At 73.4% G+C, this 15,271-nt stretch carries 12 protein-coding genes; 5 read left to right on the top strand and 7 right to left on the bottom strand.

Annotation, left to right across the window (positions count from 1 at the left end; translation table 11 throughout):
• Genes ABD343_RS22010 through ABD343_RS21990 form a run of 5 tightly spaced genes read left to right on the top strand, consistent with a single transcriptional unit; the run spans window position 1 to window position 5,458 of the window.
• The gene (locus tag ABD343_RS22010) at window positions 1-675 is read left to right on the top strand and encodes a tryptophan 2,3-dioxygenase family protein (protein WP_344530813.1); all 675 of its coding nucleotides are present in this window, start codon (window positions 1-3) and stop codon (window positions 673-675) included.
• Window positions 672-2,003: a condensation domain-containing protein gene (locus tag ABD343_RS22005; protein ID WP_344530811.1), complete on the top strand. Its 1,332-nt coding sequence runs from the start codon at window positions 672-674 to the stop codon at window positions 2,001-2,003. Before ABD343_RS22010 ends, ABD343_RS22005 begins: the two co-directional genes overlap by 4 nt.
• Complete coding sequence (locus tag ABD343_RS22000; RefSeq protein ID WP_344530809.1) at window positions 2,000-2,776, top strand: hypothetical protein; 777 nt, start codon at window positions 2,000-2,002, stop codon at window positions 2,774-2,776. Before ABD343_RS22005 ends, ABD343_RS22000 begins: the two co-directional genes overlap by 4 nt.
• 13 nt (window positions 2,777-2,789) lie before the next feature.
• Window positions 2,790-4,481 carry an AMP-binding protein gene (locus ABD343_RS21995; RefSeq protein ID WP_344530807.1) on the top strand — a complete coding sequence of 564 codons (1,692 nt, stop codon included), beginning with the start codon at window positions 2,790-2,792 and terminating at the stop codon, window positions 4,479-4,481.
• Window positions 4,478-5,458: a ribonucleotide-diphosphate reductase subunit beta gene (locus ABD343_RS21990; RefSeq protein ID WP_344530805.1), complete on the top strand. Its 981-nt coding sequence runs from the start codon at window positions 4,478-4,480 to the stop codon at window positions 5,456-5,458. Before ABD343_RS21995 ends, ABD343_RS21990 begins: the two co-directional genes overlap by 4 nt.
• A 237-nt stretch (window positions 5,459-5,695) precedes the next feature.
• On the opposite strand, the gene ABD343_RS21985 is transcribed toward ABD343_RS21990, so the two are convergent.
• The 7 genes from ABD343_RS21985 to ABD343_RS21955 form a co-directional block, all read right to left on the bottom strand.
• Window positions 5,696-6,613 carry a TIGR03621 family F420-dependent LLM class oxidoreductase gene (locus ABD343_RS21985; protein ID WP_344530803.1) on the bottom strand — a complete coding sequence of 306 codons (918 nt, stop codon included), beginning with the start codon at window positions 6,611-6,613 and terminating at the stop codon, window positions 5,696-5,698.
• Window positions 6,610-7,818: an amidohydrolase family protein gene (locus ABD343_RS21980; RefSeq protein ID WP_344530801.1), complete on the bottom strand. Its 1,209-nt coding sequence runs from the start codon at window positions 7,816-7,818 to the stop codon at window positions 6,610-6,612. The genes ABD343_RS21985 and ABD343_RS21980 overlap by 4 nt, the downstream gene beginning before the upstream one ends.
• Before the next feature lie 15 nt (window positions 7,819-7,833).
• Window positions 7,834-9,615, bottom strand: coding sequence for a non-ribosomal peptide synthetase (locus ABD343_RS21975; protein WP_344530799.1), 1,782 nt, complete (start codon window positions 9,613-9,615; stop codon window positions 7,834-7,836).
• The gene (locus ABD343_RS21970; protein ID WP_344530797.1) at window positions 9,615-11,225 is read right to left on the bottom strand and encodes a tryptophan 7-halogenase; all 1,611 of its coding nucleotides are present in this window, start codon (window positions 11,223-11,225) and stop codon (window positions 9,615-9,617) included. The genes ABD343_RS21975 and ABD343_RS21970 overlap by 1 nt, the downstream gene beginning before the upstream one ends.
• A gap of 7 nt (window positions 11,226-11,232) precedes the next feature.
• Complete coding sequence (locus ABD343_RS21965) at window positions 11,233-12,084, bottom strand: thioesterase II family protein (RefSeq protein WP_344530795.1); 852 nt, start codon at window positions 12,082-12,084, stop codon at window positions 11,233-11,235.
• Window positions 12,077-14,200 carry an MMPL family transporter gene (locus tag ABD343_RS21960; protein WP_344530793.1) on the bottom strand — a complete coding sequence of 708 codons (2,124 nt, stop codon included), beginning with the start codon at window positions 14,198-14,200 and terminating at the stop codon, window positions 12,077-12,079. Before ABD343_RS21960 ends, ABD343_RS21965 begins: the two co-directional genes overlap by 8 nt.
• Before the next feature lie 261 nt (window positions 14,201-14,461).
• Window positions 14,462-15,229 (bottom strand): thioesterase II family protein, encoded by a 768-nt coding sequence (locus tag ABD343_RS21955; protein ID WP_344530791.1) that lies wholly within the window; start codon window positions 15,227-15,229, stop codon window positions 14,462-14,464.
• Window positions 15,230-15,271 lie beyond the last annotated feature (42 nt).

Below are 15,271 nucleotides of genomic sequence, written 5' to 3'. Positions count from 1 at the left end.
GTGGTGAGCGCACCCCCCACCCCGTACGAGGAGTACATCAGGGTCGACGAGCTGCTCGCGCTCCACAGCCCCCGCACCGACGCGCCGGGGGAGGACCTGTTCATCGCCGTGCACCAGGTCTCCGAGCTGTGGCTGGCGACGCTGCTGCGGGAGACCGGAGACGCGCGGCGGATGCTGCTGGAGGAGGACACGGAGGGCGCGGCCCGGCGGCTGCGCACCGCCGTGGACGTGCTGGGCCAGCTCACCGGCACGCTGAACGTGCTGTGCGGCATGCTGCCCACCGAGTTCGCCCGGTTCCGCACCGAGCTGGGCACCGCCTCCGCCGCGCAGTCCCCGCAGTTCGCCCGGGTGATCAAGGCGTGCCGGGGCCCGGGCCCGAGCCTGTGGGACGCGTTCGCGGCGCTCGCCGAGGGCCAGGGCGGGCTCGTCAAGATCTACGACGCGGTGGGCGGCGGCCCCCGCGAGGTCGCCGAGCTGCTCGTCGACCTGGACGACGCGTTCGGCGCGTGGATGTCCGCGCACTGGCGGCTGGTGAGCCGCCAGATCGGCGCGGCCATGGGCACCGCGGGACAGTCCGCGGCGCTGCTGCGCGAGCGGATGGAGGCCCGGCTGTTCCCCGCGCTGCTGGACGTACGGCCCGAGTTCCACCGCGCCGAGGAGGTGCCCGCGCCGTGACCGTGACCACCGGACGCGCCTCAGGGCCGGGCCCGGCCGCCGGGCCCGGACTGCTGGGCCACGCCACGGGCCGCACCACCGCTCCCGCCGCGTACGAGCAGGAGTGGATGCTCTTCCTCTCCCGCATGCGCCGCACCGGCACCTTCAACATGCCCCGGCTGTACGAGGCCCCGCCCGGGCTGGACGCGGACGAGCTGTGCGCCGCCGTGGACCGGCTCGTGGCCCGCAACCCGCTGCTGCGCGCCCGGATCCGGCGCCGCGACGGCGGCTACGTCCAGCACGTGGACGAGGAGCTGGAGATCCCCGTCGAGCGCCTCACCGGCGACGGCGACCCGTACGAGCTGCTCGGCGAGTTCGTGCGCCGCCCGCTCGAACCGCACCACGGGCCGCTCTTCCGCGCCGCGCTCGCGCCGCTGCCCGGCGGCGGGCACGCCTTCGCCACCGTCGTCCACCACACCATCGCCGACGCCGTCACCCTCGACGAGATCGAGCGCCGCCTCGAACTCGAACTCGACGGCAGGGGAGGGGAGTACGGCGAGCGCGTCGCCTACCCCGACTACGCCGCCTGGCAGCACGAGGTCTACGGCCCGAAGCTCGACGGCCTGATCGAGGCCGCCGCGGGCGCCCTGCGCGACGCCGAACCCACCGTCCTGCCCGGCGTCGAACCCCGCACCCGGGTCCCCGGCTCCGTGCGCTCCGCCGAGTTCGGGCTGGACGCGGTGGACGACGAGGCGCTGCGCGCGCTGCTCATCGCCGAGCGCGCCAGCCCGTTCATGGCCGGGCTCACCGCGCTCACCCTCGCCCTCCAGCAGCTCTCGGGGCAGGACGGCGCGCTCGTCGCGATCGAGGTGTCCACCCGGCGCAGGGCGCCGCTGCGCGACACGCTCGGCCCGTTCATCAGCACCGTGCCCGTCCACCTGCGCGCCACCGGCACCTTCCGCGACGCGCTGCGCGCCACCCGGGAGACCGTGCTGGGCGCGCTGGACGCCGCCGTCGTGCCGTACCACCGGCTGCTGGCCCGGCCCGAGCTGCGCGCCCTGCGGCGCGCCGGGGACACCGCCGTTGACGTGGTCTACCAGACCTTCCACGAGGGCGGCCCGCCCCCGGGCGGGCGGCTGCGCCGGGTGCCGTACGGCATGCACGGCGCGGGCTTCACCGCCGACCTGCATCTCTCGCTCCACGAGGCCCCGGACCACCGGCGGCTCGGCGTGGGGCACGCGCCCCGGGTGCCCTCCGGGACCGTCGCCGAGCTGGCGCGGCGGTTCGAGACGGCGCTCGCCCGCGGCGTGACCGACCCCGACGCGACGAAAGAGATCCCCGGACCATGACAGCGACGAACGAGGCGGCGGAGTCCGCCGAAGGCCGCACGGCAGCTCTCCGGGACACGGGCGCGGCGCTGTGGAAGCTGTCCGCCGGCATCGTGACCGGCGCGCTCGCGGGCCTCCTGGTCTGCGGCGTCGGCGGGCGGCTCGTGATGTACCTGCTGCGCTTCACCTCGCCCGACTCGTCGATGGGCAAGACCACCGACGCGAAGTCGACCATCGGCGAGTGGAGCCTGCAGACCTTCGGCCTGCTGGAGACCGGCATCGCCATGGGCGCCCAGGTCGGCGCCCTCTACATCCTCGTACGGCCCTGGCTCGCCGAGGGCAACCGGCACTGGAAGACCGCCGTGTTCGGCGCCACGGCGGGCGGCGCGATGTTCATCCGCCCCGACGGCGTCGACTACTACGCGGTGAAGCCGCTCTGGCTCACCGTCCCGCTCTTCATCCTGCTGCCCGCCCTCTTCGGCTACCTGCTGGCCGACTGGACCGAACGCCTCCTGGCCTCCGGGAAGTTCGGCGAGGCGCCCGCCTGGCAGCTCTGGGTGCCCGTCGTGCTCGTCGCACCCGCCGTCTGGCACATCACCCGCGAGCCCGCGCTGGTGCTGCTGCTCGTCTCCACGCTGCTGGCGACCTTCCTGCGGGGCCGCGCCGGCGCCGTCGTCCGGGTCTGGCGGGCGCCCGTCACCCGCTGGACCGGCAGCAGGCTCCTGTTCGTGCTGGGCCTCGCCAACATCTACGTCATCGTCACCGCCGTCCACGAGATCGCGGGCAAGAGCTGAGGAGAGCCACACCGTGAGTACGACCGACACCGCCGTCCCCGACGACGCCGCCGTCCCCGGGCTGCTCGACTGGCTCGACGGGCCGCGCTCCGACCGGGGCGTGCACACCATGGACGCCGAGGGCGCGTGGCAGTACACCCCGTACCCCGAACTCGCCGCGCGCGTGCGGCGCGTGGCCGCCGGGCTCGCGGGGGCCGGGGTCGTCCCCGGCGACGTGGTCTCCGTCGTCCACCGCAACGGGCCCGGGTTCATGGCCGCCTTCTTCGGCGCGCTCGCCGCGGGCGCCACGCCCTCGCCCGCCGTGCCCCCGGCCCTCTTCCAGGACCGCGCCGCCTACACCCGCCACCTCGGCTCCATCCTGGGCACCGCGCGGCCCCGGGTGCTCCTCGCCGAGCCCGACATCGCGCAGGAGTGGGGCGAGGAGCTGGACAGCCTCGGCACCCCGATCGTCCCGCTGGACGACGCGTTCGGGGCCACGGCGGACGAGGTGCCCGTCCACACCTGGGAGAACGGCAGCACGGCGCTGCTCCAGTTCACCTCCGGCTCCTCCTCCGCGCCCAAGGGCGTCGAGGTCTCGCTGGCGGCGCTGGAGGGACAGATCGCCCTGCTGGCCCGGTGGCTGCGCTTCCGCGACGGCAACGCCTGCGGCACCTGGCTGCCGATCCACCACGACATGGGTCTCGTCGGCATGGTGCTGCCCAGCCTCGTCACGCAGTCCGAGCTGTGGGTGATGCAGCCCGACCAGTTCATCGGCGGAGCCGCCCGCTGGATGCGGCTGCTGGGCAGCGGCAACGTGCAGATCACCTCCGTACCGCCGTTCTCGCTCGCACACGTGCTGCGGCGCGTACGCGCCGAGGACCTGGAGGGCTGCGACTTCTCGAAGATGCTCGTGCAGGTCGTCGGCGCCGAGCCCATCGACAGCCGCGTCCTGGACGCCTACGAGCGGCTGCTGACGCCCTTCGGCTGGCGCCCCGGAACGCTCTCGCCCGCCTACGGGCTGGCCGAGGCCACCCTCGCCGTCACCGGCGAGGACCTGCGGGTGCCCCCGCCGGGCGTACGGGTGGACCGCGCGCGGCTGCGGCTCGGCGAGAAGGTCGTCCTCGACACCGGCGAACTCCCCGTCGAGGAACCCCTGGAGCTGGCCTCCAGCGGACGCGTCCTGCCCGGCGTCACCGTCGAGGTCCGCGACGAGGCGGGCGACCCGGTGCCGCCCGGCGTGCTCGGCGAGATCGCCGTCGGCGGCGTCGCGCTCGCCGACGGCTACCGCGGCCACCCGCGCTGGGACGGCGCCTTCGTCACCGGCGACGCCGGCTTCTTCTGGAACGACCGGCTCCACGTCCTCGGCAGGCTCGGCGACGCCCTCAAGGTGCGCGGCGTCCAGGTCTTCGCGGAGGACCTGGAGACCGTCCTCGGTGAACTCCCCGAGCTGCGCCGCGTCCGGCACGCCGTCGTCCTCGGCAGCCTCGAAGGGCAGGACACCGCCGCCGTCCTCGTCGTCAAGCAGCCCGGCGAGTGGAGCGAGCCCGTCTACCGGGCGCTGCGCCGCCAACTGCGGGGCGTGCGCGTCGTGGTCGTCGCCGCGAACCGCGGCGCCGTGCGCCGCACCTCCAGCGGCAAGCCCCAGCGCCGCGCCATGTTCGACCAGCTCATGAACGGAACGATCGACGGGGTCGTCCTCCACGACTCCGGCAAGGAGGAGCAGTGACCACCGACGTCACGGAGCAGATGGAGGCCGACGAGGAGCGCGTCGTCTCCCCCTCGGAACTCTTCCGCAAGTGGGAGAACGGGCAGTGGAAGCTCACAGAGCTGCCGATCGCCGACGACGCCGCCGACTGGGCGGCGGTCCGGCCGTACGCGCGGGGCGAGCTGGAGTCCATGATCGAGGGCTTCGTCCTCGGCGAGGCCGCCGTCAGCGACACGCTCTCGCCCATCGCCGACGCGGCCCCCACGCTCGACGAGCACCAGTACCTGTGCACGCAGATCGCCGACGAGGCCCGGCACACGCGCTTCTTCACCACCTACCTCCAGGAGATGCGCGAGCGCGTCCCGAGCCACGAGAAGGTCATCGAGGACGCGTGGGCCTCCGCCGGGGACGCGGTCTCCACGATCTTCGACGACGAGCTGAAGGCCCGTACGGACCGGGTCAAGTTCCACCCCGACGACCGCAGGGCCTGGTACGAGGCGGTCACGTACTACCACCTGATGGCCGAGGGCGTCCTCGCGATGTCCGTCCTCGGCTCGATGCTCTCCATGGTCCGCCAGCTCCGGGGACGGCTGCCGGTCCTCAACACGGGCCTGCGCAACGTGATCCGGGACGAGTCCCGGCACATGGCCTTCGGCATGTACGCCGCGCGTCAGGGCGTGCTCGGTGACCACGCCGAGCACGTCCGCGCCACCATGCTGGAGGCCATCCCCCAGGTCACCCTCGCCCTCGTCGCCCCCGAACGGAAGCTCCCCGGCGCGTCCCTGCCGCCGCTCCGCGCCGCGCTGGGCACTCAGTACGCCGCCCGCTACGCGAGCGCGCGCCGTACCCTGCTCCGCCGCATGGAACTGATAGGCCTCTCCGCCGCCATCCCGGAAGCGTCCGCTTCTTGGGACCAGTCCATGAAGGTGGCCCTCACGGAATACGAGACCCGACACGGGGGCCCGCACCCCGCGACTGAGGCTCAGATGGCGCCCTAAGGGGCGCGGACCCCTTCTTTCCGCGTCCCTCGCGGGCGCTGCGCTTGCTTCGGGCCGACGCGCGAGGTGCCCCGTCAGGGGCGCGGGGAACTGCGCGAGCGGCCACGACGTGGGCGCGCTCGGCAGCGCACGTGAGCCCCTACGGCGAGAATCCCGCCGTAGGGGCTCACGTATGTCGCTGCCAGCAGGCGCGCTGTGGCTGGTCGCGCAGTTCCCCGCGCCCCTGGTGGTACAGCCCTAACAACCGGCTAGGGCGTTCACCAAGGGCTCGGCGTCGGCCATGTCGCGGCCCTGGATCACGACGTAGCTGAAGCCGAACCGGTCCCGCTGCTCCTGCAACTGGTCGACCAGTTGGGGCACGCTGCCCACCATGACGTTCGGCAGCGTGCCCACGAGGGCCGGCGGCATGCCGAGGCGGCGGCTCAGGCCGTTGAGGACGGTCTCGCGGCGGGGGGTGACCCAGAAGATGCCGACGCCGACCTGGAGTTCGAGGGAGGCGAAGCGCGCGCCCGCGCCCTCGCGGACCCAGGAGAGCTTGCGCTCGGTGCCCTCGGGTGTGATGTCCTGCGCGCGGGCCTCGCCCGAGCGCAGGTCGTGGTGGACGCTGACGATGTCCGCGTGCCGCCCCGCGAGCCGCAGCACGCGGGGCGAGCCGCCGCCGACCAGCAGCGGCACCCGCTGCTGGACCGGTTCCGGCGCGCCCTCGAAGCCCGTGACCCGGTAGTGCTCGCCGGAGAAGTCGGCCCGGCCGTCGTCCAGGACGTCCCGCACGATCCGTACGGACTCCTCCAGCCGGGAGACCCGGGTGCCGGCGCTGTCGAAGGGCAGCCCCGCCGCCTCGTACTCCTCGCTCATCCAGCCCGCGCCGAGGCCCAGTTCGAGGCGGCCGTCGCTCAGCAGGTCCACGGTCGCGGCCTCCTGCGCGAGGACGACCGGGTGGCGGAAGTCGTTGCAGAGGACCAGCGTGCCCAGGCGGAGCGTGGAGGTCGCGTCGGCGGCGGCCATCAGCGCGGGCAGCGGGGCGAGCTGTCCGCCGCCGAAGTGGTCGGGCAGCACGAGGGTGGAGAAGCCGGTGCTCTCCGCCCTGCGTGCCGCGCCGACCCACTCGTCGCGGGTCCGCGCCCCGATGAGCTGGATCCCGAACCGGAACTTCATGCCGTGCCCGAGAGGATCTCGCGCATCCGGCGGCCGTAGAAGCTGTCGGCCTTGGACTGCGACACCGGCTCCTTCTCCAGCAGCTCGCGGAACTCGCGGGTCGGCGTCGAGGAGCCCTCGGGGTGGGGGAAGTCGGAGGAGAAGACCACGCAGCCCTCGCCCAGCTCGTCGATGGCCCGCTGGACGCGGTCGCCGGGCTGGGCGACGACGAGGACCTGGCGCCGGAAGTACTCGCTCGGCTTGAGCGGCAGCGACCAGCGGCCCGTGATGTTGCGCAGCACCGGCAGGTCCAGCAGGTAGTCCAGGCCGTGCACCCAGTCCGGGGCCCAGCCGGTGGCCTGGTACTCCTGGAGCGTGAGGTGGAAGCCCGGGTGCCGCTCGAAGACGCCGGAGGCGATCAGCGCGGCGGAGGCGAGCTGCGGGGTGGTGGGGTGGATGGACGCCAGCGCGTAGCCGACGTCCTTCAGCTCGTCGCGGCCCGTCTCGTACCAGCCGGGGGCGACCTGCGGGCCGCCCAGGAAGCCGAAGTGGAGCACGCCGAGCATGCCCAGCTCGCTCGCCGCCGCCCAGATCGGCTCGTAGGCCTCGTGCGCGAGGGAACGCCCGGCCGGGGGGCGGCCGGGGATGAGGAAGGCGCGGGCGCCCATCTCCCGGGTGCGGCGCAGCTCGCGCACGCACCAGTCGACGTCCTCCCACCACAGGAGGGAGGTGGTGAGCATCCGGTCGGTGTGGCCCTTGACGACCTCGCCGGCCCAGTTGTTGTACGCCTGGATCGTGCGCGGCACGTCCTCGGGCTCCAGGTACTCCGAGACGCGCTGCACGGTCACCAGCGCGGAGGCGGGGTTGATGATCTGGGCGGTGATCTCGTTCTTGTCCATCCACGCCAGGCGCTCGTCCGGCAGGTAGCCGCCGAAGGGGTACGCCATGCCGCGGAACCGGCTCTCGCCCGCGGCGGCCGCGGCCTCCTTGAGTGTGGGGAAGCCCGCGAAGAAGTCCTGGGACTGCTGGATGGAGGCGGTGAGCCGCTCGGCGTCCACCGCGAGCCGCTCCTCGGGGGCGCCGTCGGAGAAGAAGCCGAACAGGTCCTGGGTGGAGGTGCGGAAGTACCACCGCGGATCGACCCGGGCCGCCAGTTCCGCGTCGGCCTCGACCAGCCAGTCCGGCGGCTCCTGGAAGTGGCTGTCGACGTCGATGATCTCGCTCATGTGCTGCTCGTGCTCCTAGCTCAGGCTCGCGGCCAGCTCGGCGATGGTCGGGTAGTCGAAGATGGCCCGTACGTCGAGGTCGGCGTCGAACTCGACGGAGATCCGCTCCACGATCTCGGTGGCCAGCAGGGAGTGGCCGCCCAGGTCGAAGAAGTTGTCGTAGATGCCGATCTCGTCGAGGTTCAGCACCTCGCCCCAGATGCGGGCGATGGTCTCCTCCGTGGCGTTCCGCGCCCCGGCGAACGCCGAGCCGGTGTCGGGGCGTTCGGTGTGCGGCTCGGGGAGCTGGGCGTGGTCGACCTTGCCGTTGGCGTTCTTGGGGAGGGCGGCCAGCGGGTGGTAGACGGAGGGGATCATCCACTCGGGCAGGGCCTGGGCGAGGTGCTCGCGCAGCTCGGCCTCGGCGGGCTCGTGGCCGGGCGGGCACACGAGGTAGGCCACCAGGCGCGGGGTGCCGGCCGTGTCGGGGCGGGCGACGACGGCGGCCTCGCGCACGAAGGTGTGGGCCAGCAGCCGCGTCTCGACCTCGCCGCACTCGACGCGGTAGCCGCGGATCTTCACCTGCCGGTCGGCGCGGCCCTCGAAGGCGAGGGTGCCGTCGGGGTTCCAGCGCCCCAGGTCGCCGGTGGCGTACATCCGCGCGCCCGGCTCCCCGGAGTACGGGTCGGGCACGAACTTCTCCGCAGTCAGGCCGGGACGCCCCAGGTAGCCCTGGGCCAGCCCCGTGCCGCTGAGGTGGATCTCGCCGGTGGCGCCCTCGGCGACCTCGGCGAGATCCTCGTCCAGGACGCGGACCCGGGTGTGCGCGACGGGCACCCCGAGGGACGGCGAGCCCTCTGCGCCCGCGGGGACGGTGCCCGCGGCGCCGACGACGCTGTACTCGGTGGGACCGTAGTTGTTGTGCACGCTGAACGGCAGCCCGGCGGGCGGGTGCTGGGCCAGCCGGTCCGAGCCGGTGAGCAGCACGCGCAGCGCGGAGCGCGTGGCGTGCGGGCTGGTGTAGAGCCGCTCGGCCAGCAGCGGCGGCAGGAAACCCACGGTGATCCGCTCGTCGGCGAGCCAGGCCAGCGTGGCGTCCGGGTCCTGCTTGACGGCGGCGGGGGCCACGACCAGGCAGCTCCCGGCGGCCAGCGCGGACCAGGTCTCCCAGCAGATCGCGTCGAACGCGACCCGCGCGAGCAGCGCGCAGCGGTCCTCGCCGGTCAGCCCGTGCTCGGCGCCGTGCCACCTGGCGAGGTTGACGACGCCCTCGTGCGGCACGAGCACGCCCTTGGGGCGGCCGGTGGAGCCCGAGGTGTAGATGACGTACGCGCAGGCGGCGCCGGTCAGTTCGGACGGCGGGGTGCTCTGCCGGACCTCGGCGGCGGCCTCCTTCTCGGCCCCGTGCACGTCCAGCGCGAGCGCGGCGGCGGCCTCGGGCCAGTCCGAGGCGGTCACGGCCTCGGTGAGGACGACCGCGGCGCCCGCGTCCCGGAGGGCGTAGGCGAGCCGGTCGGCGGGGTCGGACGGGTCGAGCGCGAGATAGGCCGCGCCCGCCTTGAGCGCCGCGAGGTGGGAGACGACGAGTTCGACGGAGCGCTCCAGGCAGACGCCCACCACCGCGCCGGCGGTCACGCCCCGCTCCCGCAGCAGCCAGGCGAGCTGGGTGGCGCGGCTGTCGAGTTCGGCGTAGCTGATACGGGTGTCGCCCGCCTCGACGGCGGGCGCGTCCGGCGTCCGCGCCGCCTGCTCGGCCACCAGTTCGTGCAGCAGCCGGGTGCCGGATCCGGCCCGTCCGGCCTCCTGGGTGAGGGTCATCACGCTTGATTCCTTTCCGCCATCGCGGTGTCCTTCGAGCGGCCCGTGCGCAGGGCCTCTTCGCAGATGTCGATCACCGAGTCCATGAACTTCGCCATCCAGGAGTTCGCGCCGCTCATCGGCTCGCGCAGGATCTCCGGGTGCTCCTCCAGGAAGCGCAGCGCCTCCGCCTGGGGCATCGCGTCGCGGGCCAGCTCCTCGTAGCCCGCCGCGCGCCGCTCGTACTCCTCGCGGGTCTCGCGGGCGCCTGTCGCTTTGTGCGGCACCTGCTGGCCGAAGAGCAGCACGTCGTGCCCGTACGCGCCGAAGTTGATGGTGCCGCCGACGCTGAGGTCGGTCGTGGAGTAGGTGAGGGCGCCCTTCTCGCGGAACCGGTCGACCCACCGCTCGACGCCGGAGATGTCGGTGCTCTCGCGGCAGGCGCGCCAGAAGGGGGTGTCGCGCCGGGTGTTGTAGCGGTAGTGGACCGACAGGAACCAGCGGATGAAGTCCCAGGTGTCGGAGATGGCGCCGTTGACGGCGTCGGTGGTCTTCGTGGTCAGCGGCCCGTCGCTCTCGGCCAGCGCCATCGCGAGCAGCAGCGACTGGCGGCAGATGACGAACAGGCCCGTGGACTCCAGGGGTTCGACGAAGCCGTAGGAGTTGCCGATCGCGGCGACGTTGCCCTTGATGAACTCGTCGTGCCGCCCGGAGCGGAACCGCACCTGGCGCGTGGGGCCCAGCCCCGGGTAGACCCGCCGGAACTCGGCGTCGGCCTCCTCGTCCGTGACGTAGGAGGAGGAGTAGACGTAGCCCAGGTGGTCCTCGTCCCGCATGGGGATCGTCCAGGCCCAGCCGTTGTCCATGGTCTGCGCGCGGGTGTACGGCTTGATCTCCCCGTCGTGCGGCGCCGTCGCGAAGAGCGCCGAGTCGGTGAAGAGGGTCGAGGCGTACGAGAGGAACGGCGAGCCCATCGTCTTCTCCAGCAGCAGCGACCGGAAGCCGGTGCAGTCGATGAAGAAGTCGAACTCGTGGCGCACGCCCTCGGTGTCGACGACGGCCTCCATGGTGCCGTCGGCGCTCTGGACGACCTCGTCGACGGTGGCGTCGATGTGCGTGATGTCCCGGGCGCGCGCCTGCTCGTGGAGGTAGCCGAGGAAGCGCTTGTTGTCGATGTGGTAGCCGTACGGGTAGAGCGGCTCCAGCGAGAACGGCGGCTGGTCGCCCGAGCGGACGACCGGGTGCCGGTGCTCGGACATGAGCACGGACAGCAGGGTGGCGCGCTTGATGTTCCCGTCGTACTCCTGCGACTCGGCGGCCGAGCCGGTGTCGAACGCGTAGTTGAAGTAGTGGTCCTCGTCCCGGCCGCCCCAGTTGAAGCGGATGCCGAGCTTGTAGGTCGGCCTGACCTTCGCGAAGAAGTCCTCGATGTCGAATCCCAGCACCTTGTAGAGGAAGGGCGGGAATTCGGAGGTGGTGGCCTCGCCGACGCCGATGACGGGAATGCTCGACGATTCCAGCAGGCTGATGCTGGTGTCCGGCAGATGGGCCCGCAGCGTCAGCGCGGCCAGATATCCGGCGCTGCCACCGCCGATCACGCCTATGCTGCGGATCTGCTTTCCGTTGCCCATGCCGCTCTCAGACCTCCTGGGTGAGGGAATGTGCTGTCAGATGCGTGCCGAGGATCTCCAGGATTCCGGCCGCGTGCTGGTTCAGATAGAAGTGCCCGCCGCGCAGGACGTGCAGGGCGAATTCCCCGTCCGTGTAGGCGTCCCACTTGTGCAGCTCGGCCGGCCGCACGAAACGGTCGACGCTGCCGCAGAACACATGCAGCGGGCAGGGGAGAGGGGCCTCGTCGGCGAATGCGTAACTGCTGACGGCCGAGAAGTCGGCACGCAGCACGGGCAGGAATTCCTCGACCAGCCGGGGCGGCGGGGCCTGACCGTCCGCGAAAGCGTAGGAGAGGCCGCTGAGGAAATCCAGAATGGCCTTGTCGGGAATCCCGTCCAGCGCGTGCGGCACCAGCGTGTGCGGCGCGGGGAACGCGGAGACGGCCAGCGCCTCCGGCAGCCGCTCGCCCCGCCGCCGCGCCTCGCGGGCCAGCTCGAAGGCGAGCACCGAGCCGACGCTGTGCCCGAAGAAGGCGTACGGCCGCCCGGCCACCACCTCGCCGACGGACGCGGCGGTGGCGGCGAGGAGTTCGCCGAAGTCGGTGAGGCACGGCTCGTCGGCGCGCTCCTCGCGGCCCGGCGGCTGCACGGCCCACAGCTCCAGTTCGGCGCCGTCGGGCAGCGCGCCCGGCCAGCGGCGGAACGCCGAGGCCCCGCCGCCCGCGTGCGGGAAGCAGACCAGCACGGGCGCGCCGGGCCGCGCGGGACCGTGCCGCACGACGCGTACGGAGGGCGCGACGGCTCCGGAAGGGGCGGCGGGCGCGGAGGGCACGGCGTGGTCGGCCCGCGGGCTGTGCGGGGCGTCGTGCGCGTCAGACATCGAGGTCTCCTGACATCGTCTCTGCCGGTTCGGGGCTGCGGGGGCGCGGAATGCCGGAGACCCGGTTCCGCTCCGTACGCTCCGGGGTGCCGCCCGGCCACCAGCTCCGCTCCCCGGCGTCCAGCAGCAGCGCGGGCACCAGCAACGGGCGTACGAGGCACACGTCGAGCAGCATCCCGAGCGCCACCACGAGGGCGGTCTGCGTCACCGGCACGCTCGGGATCAGGCCCAGCGCGCCGAACACCCCGGCCAGCACCAGGCCCGCCCAGAAGGTCACGCGGGACGTCGCCGCGAGGCCCCGCAGCACGGCCTCGGGGGAGCCGAGACCGGAGCCGGAGCCGCCGCTTTCCGCGCTCTCCGCGTGCTCCGTCCGTATCCGGGACATCAGGAAGACGGTCGAACCGGCCGCGAGCACCGCCACGTACAGCAGCGAGTGCAGCGCGAGCGTCGGGTCCTGGCCCTCGAAGCCGAGCACGGGCCCTGACGCGGCGGTGACCAGGCCCAGCGTCGCCGCCCAGGTGAGCGCCACGGCGCCGGTCAGCAGCAGTGCGGCGAGGACCGCGCGCAGCAGCAGCCCCAGGCAGACCGCCAGCGCGAGCAGCACCAGCGGGGCGACGAGGGCGCGGTCGCGCGCCGCCGCCTCGCGGGTGTCGAGCGCCACCGCGTCGGCGCCGCCGACGACGGCGCGGGCGCCCTTCACGGCGTGCACGGCGTCGCGCAGCCGTTCGACGCCGTCCAGCGCGGCGGCGCTGCCGGGCGCCGCCGTGGGCGTGGCGGTCAGGAGCGCGCGCCCCTCGTGCTCGGCGACCTTCCGGGCGCCGGTCACGCCCTCGGTGTCCCGTACGGCCGCGAGCGTGCGGTCGGCGGCGGCGGACGCGGTGACGACGGTGACCGGGTGTCCGGTGCCCCCGGGCGCGTGCCCGGCGAGCAGCCGCTGCCCGGCGACGGCCTGCGGCTCGGAGCTGAACCCCTCGTCGGCCGCGAGCCCGGTGCTCGTCGCGAACAGGCCCAGGGCCAGCGCCCCGAGGAGCGCGGCGCACCCCGCCCACACGGCGCGGGGGCGCCGCCGCAGGAGCCCGGCGGCACGCGGGGAGGCGCCGCCCTCCGCCGACGGTCCGTCCGCCGAGGGGCCGTCTGCCGAAAGGCCGTTCACCGAAGGCGCGTCCGCGGCGGGGCGCGGGACGTCCGGCCACAGCAGCCACCGGCCGAAGACCAGCAGCACGGGTGGCAGCAGCGTCGTGGCGACGGCCACGGCGCACAGCACCGCGACCGCGCAGACCGGCCCGAGGGCCTGGGTGGAGGTGACGTCGGCGGCCGTGAGGCACAGCAGCGTGACGACGACGGCGCCGGCCGCGGCGAGCGCCGTCGGGCCCGCCCGGCGCAGCGCGTGCGCCATCGCCGCGTGCTTGTCCTCGTACGCGCGCAGCCCCTCGCGGTAACGGGCCGTCACCAGCAGCCCGTAGTGCACGGCGGCGCCCAGCGCGAGGACGGTCAGCAGGCCCTGGGAGAGGGTGGTGTAGGTGAGCCCGGCGGCCTTGCCGAGCAGATAGACGACGCCCTCGGCCACCGCCATGCCGAAGCCGCCGCACGCCAGCACCACGCCCCACAGCACCGCGCCCCGGAAGGCGCACGCCAGCAGCAGGACGAGCAGCAGCAGTACGGCCAGGAAGAGCGGGACGTTCGCGTCCCCCATGACCCCGGCGCTCGCGGAGGTGTAGGCGGCCTGCCCGGTCACGGCGGTTTCGAGCCCGCCGCGGGCCTCCCCGGCGCGCACGGTGCGCTCGACGGCGTCGACGGCGTCGGTGACCTTCTCCGTCTCGTCGAAACTCAGGTCGTTGCCGCGCACCGGGATGCCGACGTCCACATGTGCCGTCGTGCCGTCCCGGGAGAATTCGGCCGCGGGCACCTCGCCCTTCGGGAGTTTGCGCGCGAGCACGGCCCTGTCGTCGTCGACGGTTTTCCGGTCCGCCTCGGTCAGTTGGGAATCCCGGTGATAGACGACGACGGCGGAGAGGTGTTTCCGCCCGGGGAATTCCTGGTACCGCTCCTCGGTCTGCGCGGATTCGGCCGAACCGGGCACGTTGCTGATGCCGCTGTTCTTTTGCAGCGTGAACATCTTGCTGCCCTGGGAGCCGATGAGGACAAGGAGCACCAACCAGAGGAGGAGGAATAGCCACTTGGCCCGCCGCCCAGCCGGAATTGCCGCGAACCGAGCAACTCGCTGCACCGTGATCGCTCCTTAGTGGTAGCCCCCAATGGGATGTCCGTCTTCCGGGCGGCGTCACGGTAGCGGCGGCCCGCTCGGGGGTTCAAGGGAAGTGATTCCGCACCGCCCCCGATTTCCCCGGGAGTTGTCCCGTCGACGGGACAGGGCTGGTCACACCTCGCTCGCGCCCCGTCCGGTCAGGCGGGAGACGGCCGCCCGCAGGACGGCCTCCGACCGCTCGAAGACAAAGAAGTGACCGCCGGGGAAGATCTCCGAGGTGAACTCGCCGCGGGTCAGATCGCCCCACCCCGCCAGCTCCTTGGGCGTGACGAACGGGTCGTCGCCGCCGCCGAACGCGTGCACCGGGCAGGACAGCGGCTCCTCCACCCCGTACGCCCCGGGCCGGTACCCGCCCGCCAGCGCGAAATCGGCCCGCAGGATGGGCAGCAGCATCTCCATGAACCCCTTCTGCGTGAGCAGCAGTTCGGGCACGTAATCCCGCTCGCGCAGGAATTCCAGCAGCGTGTCGTCCGGCTCCTCGTGGAGCGGGTCGGGGGTGCGCAGATGCGGTGCCGGATAGCCGGACAGCGTCAGCCCCTCCGGCTCCGGCAGCCCGCGCGCGCGGCGCAGCAGCGTCAGCTCGTAGGCGACGAGCGAGCCCACGCTGTGCCCGTAGAACGCGTATGGGCGTCCCTCCAGGACGTCCGCCACCCCGTCCGCGACCCGCTCGACGAGCGTCGGCAGGTCCGCCACCAGGGGCTCGCGGATCCGGGTCTCGCGCCCCGGCATCCGCACCGCGAGCACCTCGACGTCCTCGGGCGCCGTGCGCCGCCACCGCTGGAACGCGGAGGCGCCGCTGCCCGCGTGCGGGAAGATCAGCAGCACCGGCCGCTCCGGTCGCGGGGCACCGATCCGGGACACCCACGGGTTGTCGCTCATCCACCACTCCTGTCGCACGGCCTGCACGTCACCGCGAGATGG

This window comes from Streptomyces albiaxialis (genome assembly GCF_039530985.1).
GTDB lineage: Bacteria > Actinomycetota > Actinomycetes > Streptomycetales > Streptomycetaceae > Streptomyces > Streptomyces albiaxialis.
Note: the sequence above shows the minus strand (reverse complement) of the source record. Positions and strands in the feature narration are given on the sequence as shown.

Bases quoted from the DNA above. Each gene is read 5' to 3' on its own strand.
- ABD343_RS21955 (WP_344530791.1), bottom strand. From the start codon at position 15,229: ATGAGCGACAACCCGTGGGTGTCCCGGATCGGTGCCCCGCGACCGGAG.
- ABD343_RS21960 (WP_344530793.1), bottom strand. From the start codon at position 14,200: ATGTTCACGCTGCAAAAGAACAGCGGCATCAGCAACGTGCCCGGTTCG.
- ABD343_RS21980 (WP_344530801.1), bottom strand. From the start codon at position 7,818: ATGAGCGAGATCATCGACGTCGACAGCCACTTCCAGGAGCCGCCGGAC.
- ABD343_RS22000 (WP_344530809.1), top strand. From the start codon at position 2,000: ATGACAGCGACGAACGAGGCGGCGGAGTCCGCCGAAGGCCGCACGGCA.
- ABD343_RS21985 (WP_344530803.1), bottom strand. From the start codon at position 6,613: ATGAAGTTCCGGTTCGGGATCCAGCTCATCGGGGCGCGGACCCGCGAC.
- ABD343_RS21970 (WP_344530797.1), bottom strand. From the start codon at position 11,225: ATGGGCAACGGAAAGCAGATCCGCAGCATAGGCGTGATCGGCGGTGGC.
- ABD343_RS21975 (WP_344530799.1), bottom strand. From the start codon at position 9,615: ATGACCCTCACCCAGGAGGCCGGACGGGCCGGATCCGGCACCCGGCTG.
- ABD343_RS21965 (WP_344530795.1), bottom strand. From the start codon at position 12,084: ATGTCTGACGCGCACGACGCCCCGCACAGCCCGCGGGCCGACCACGCC.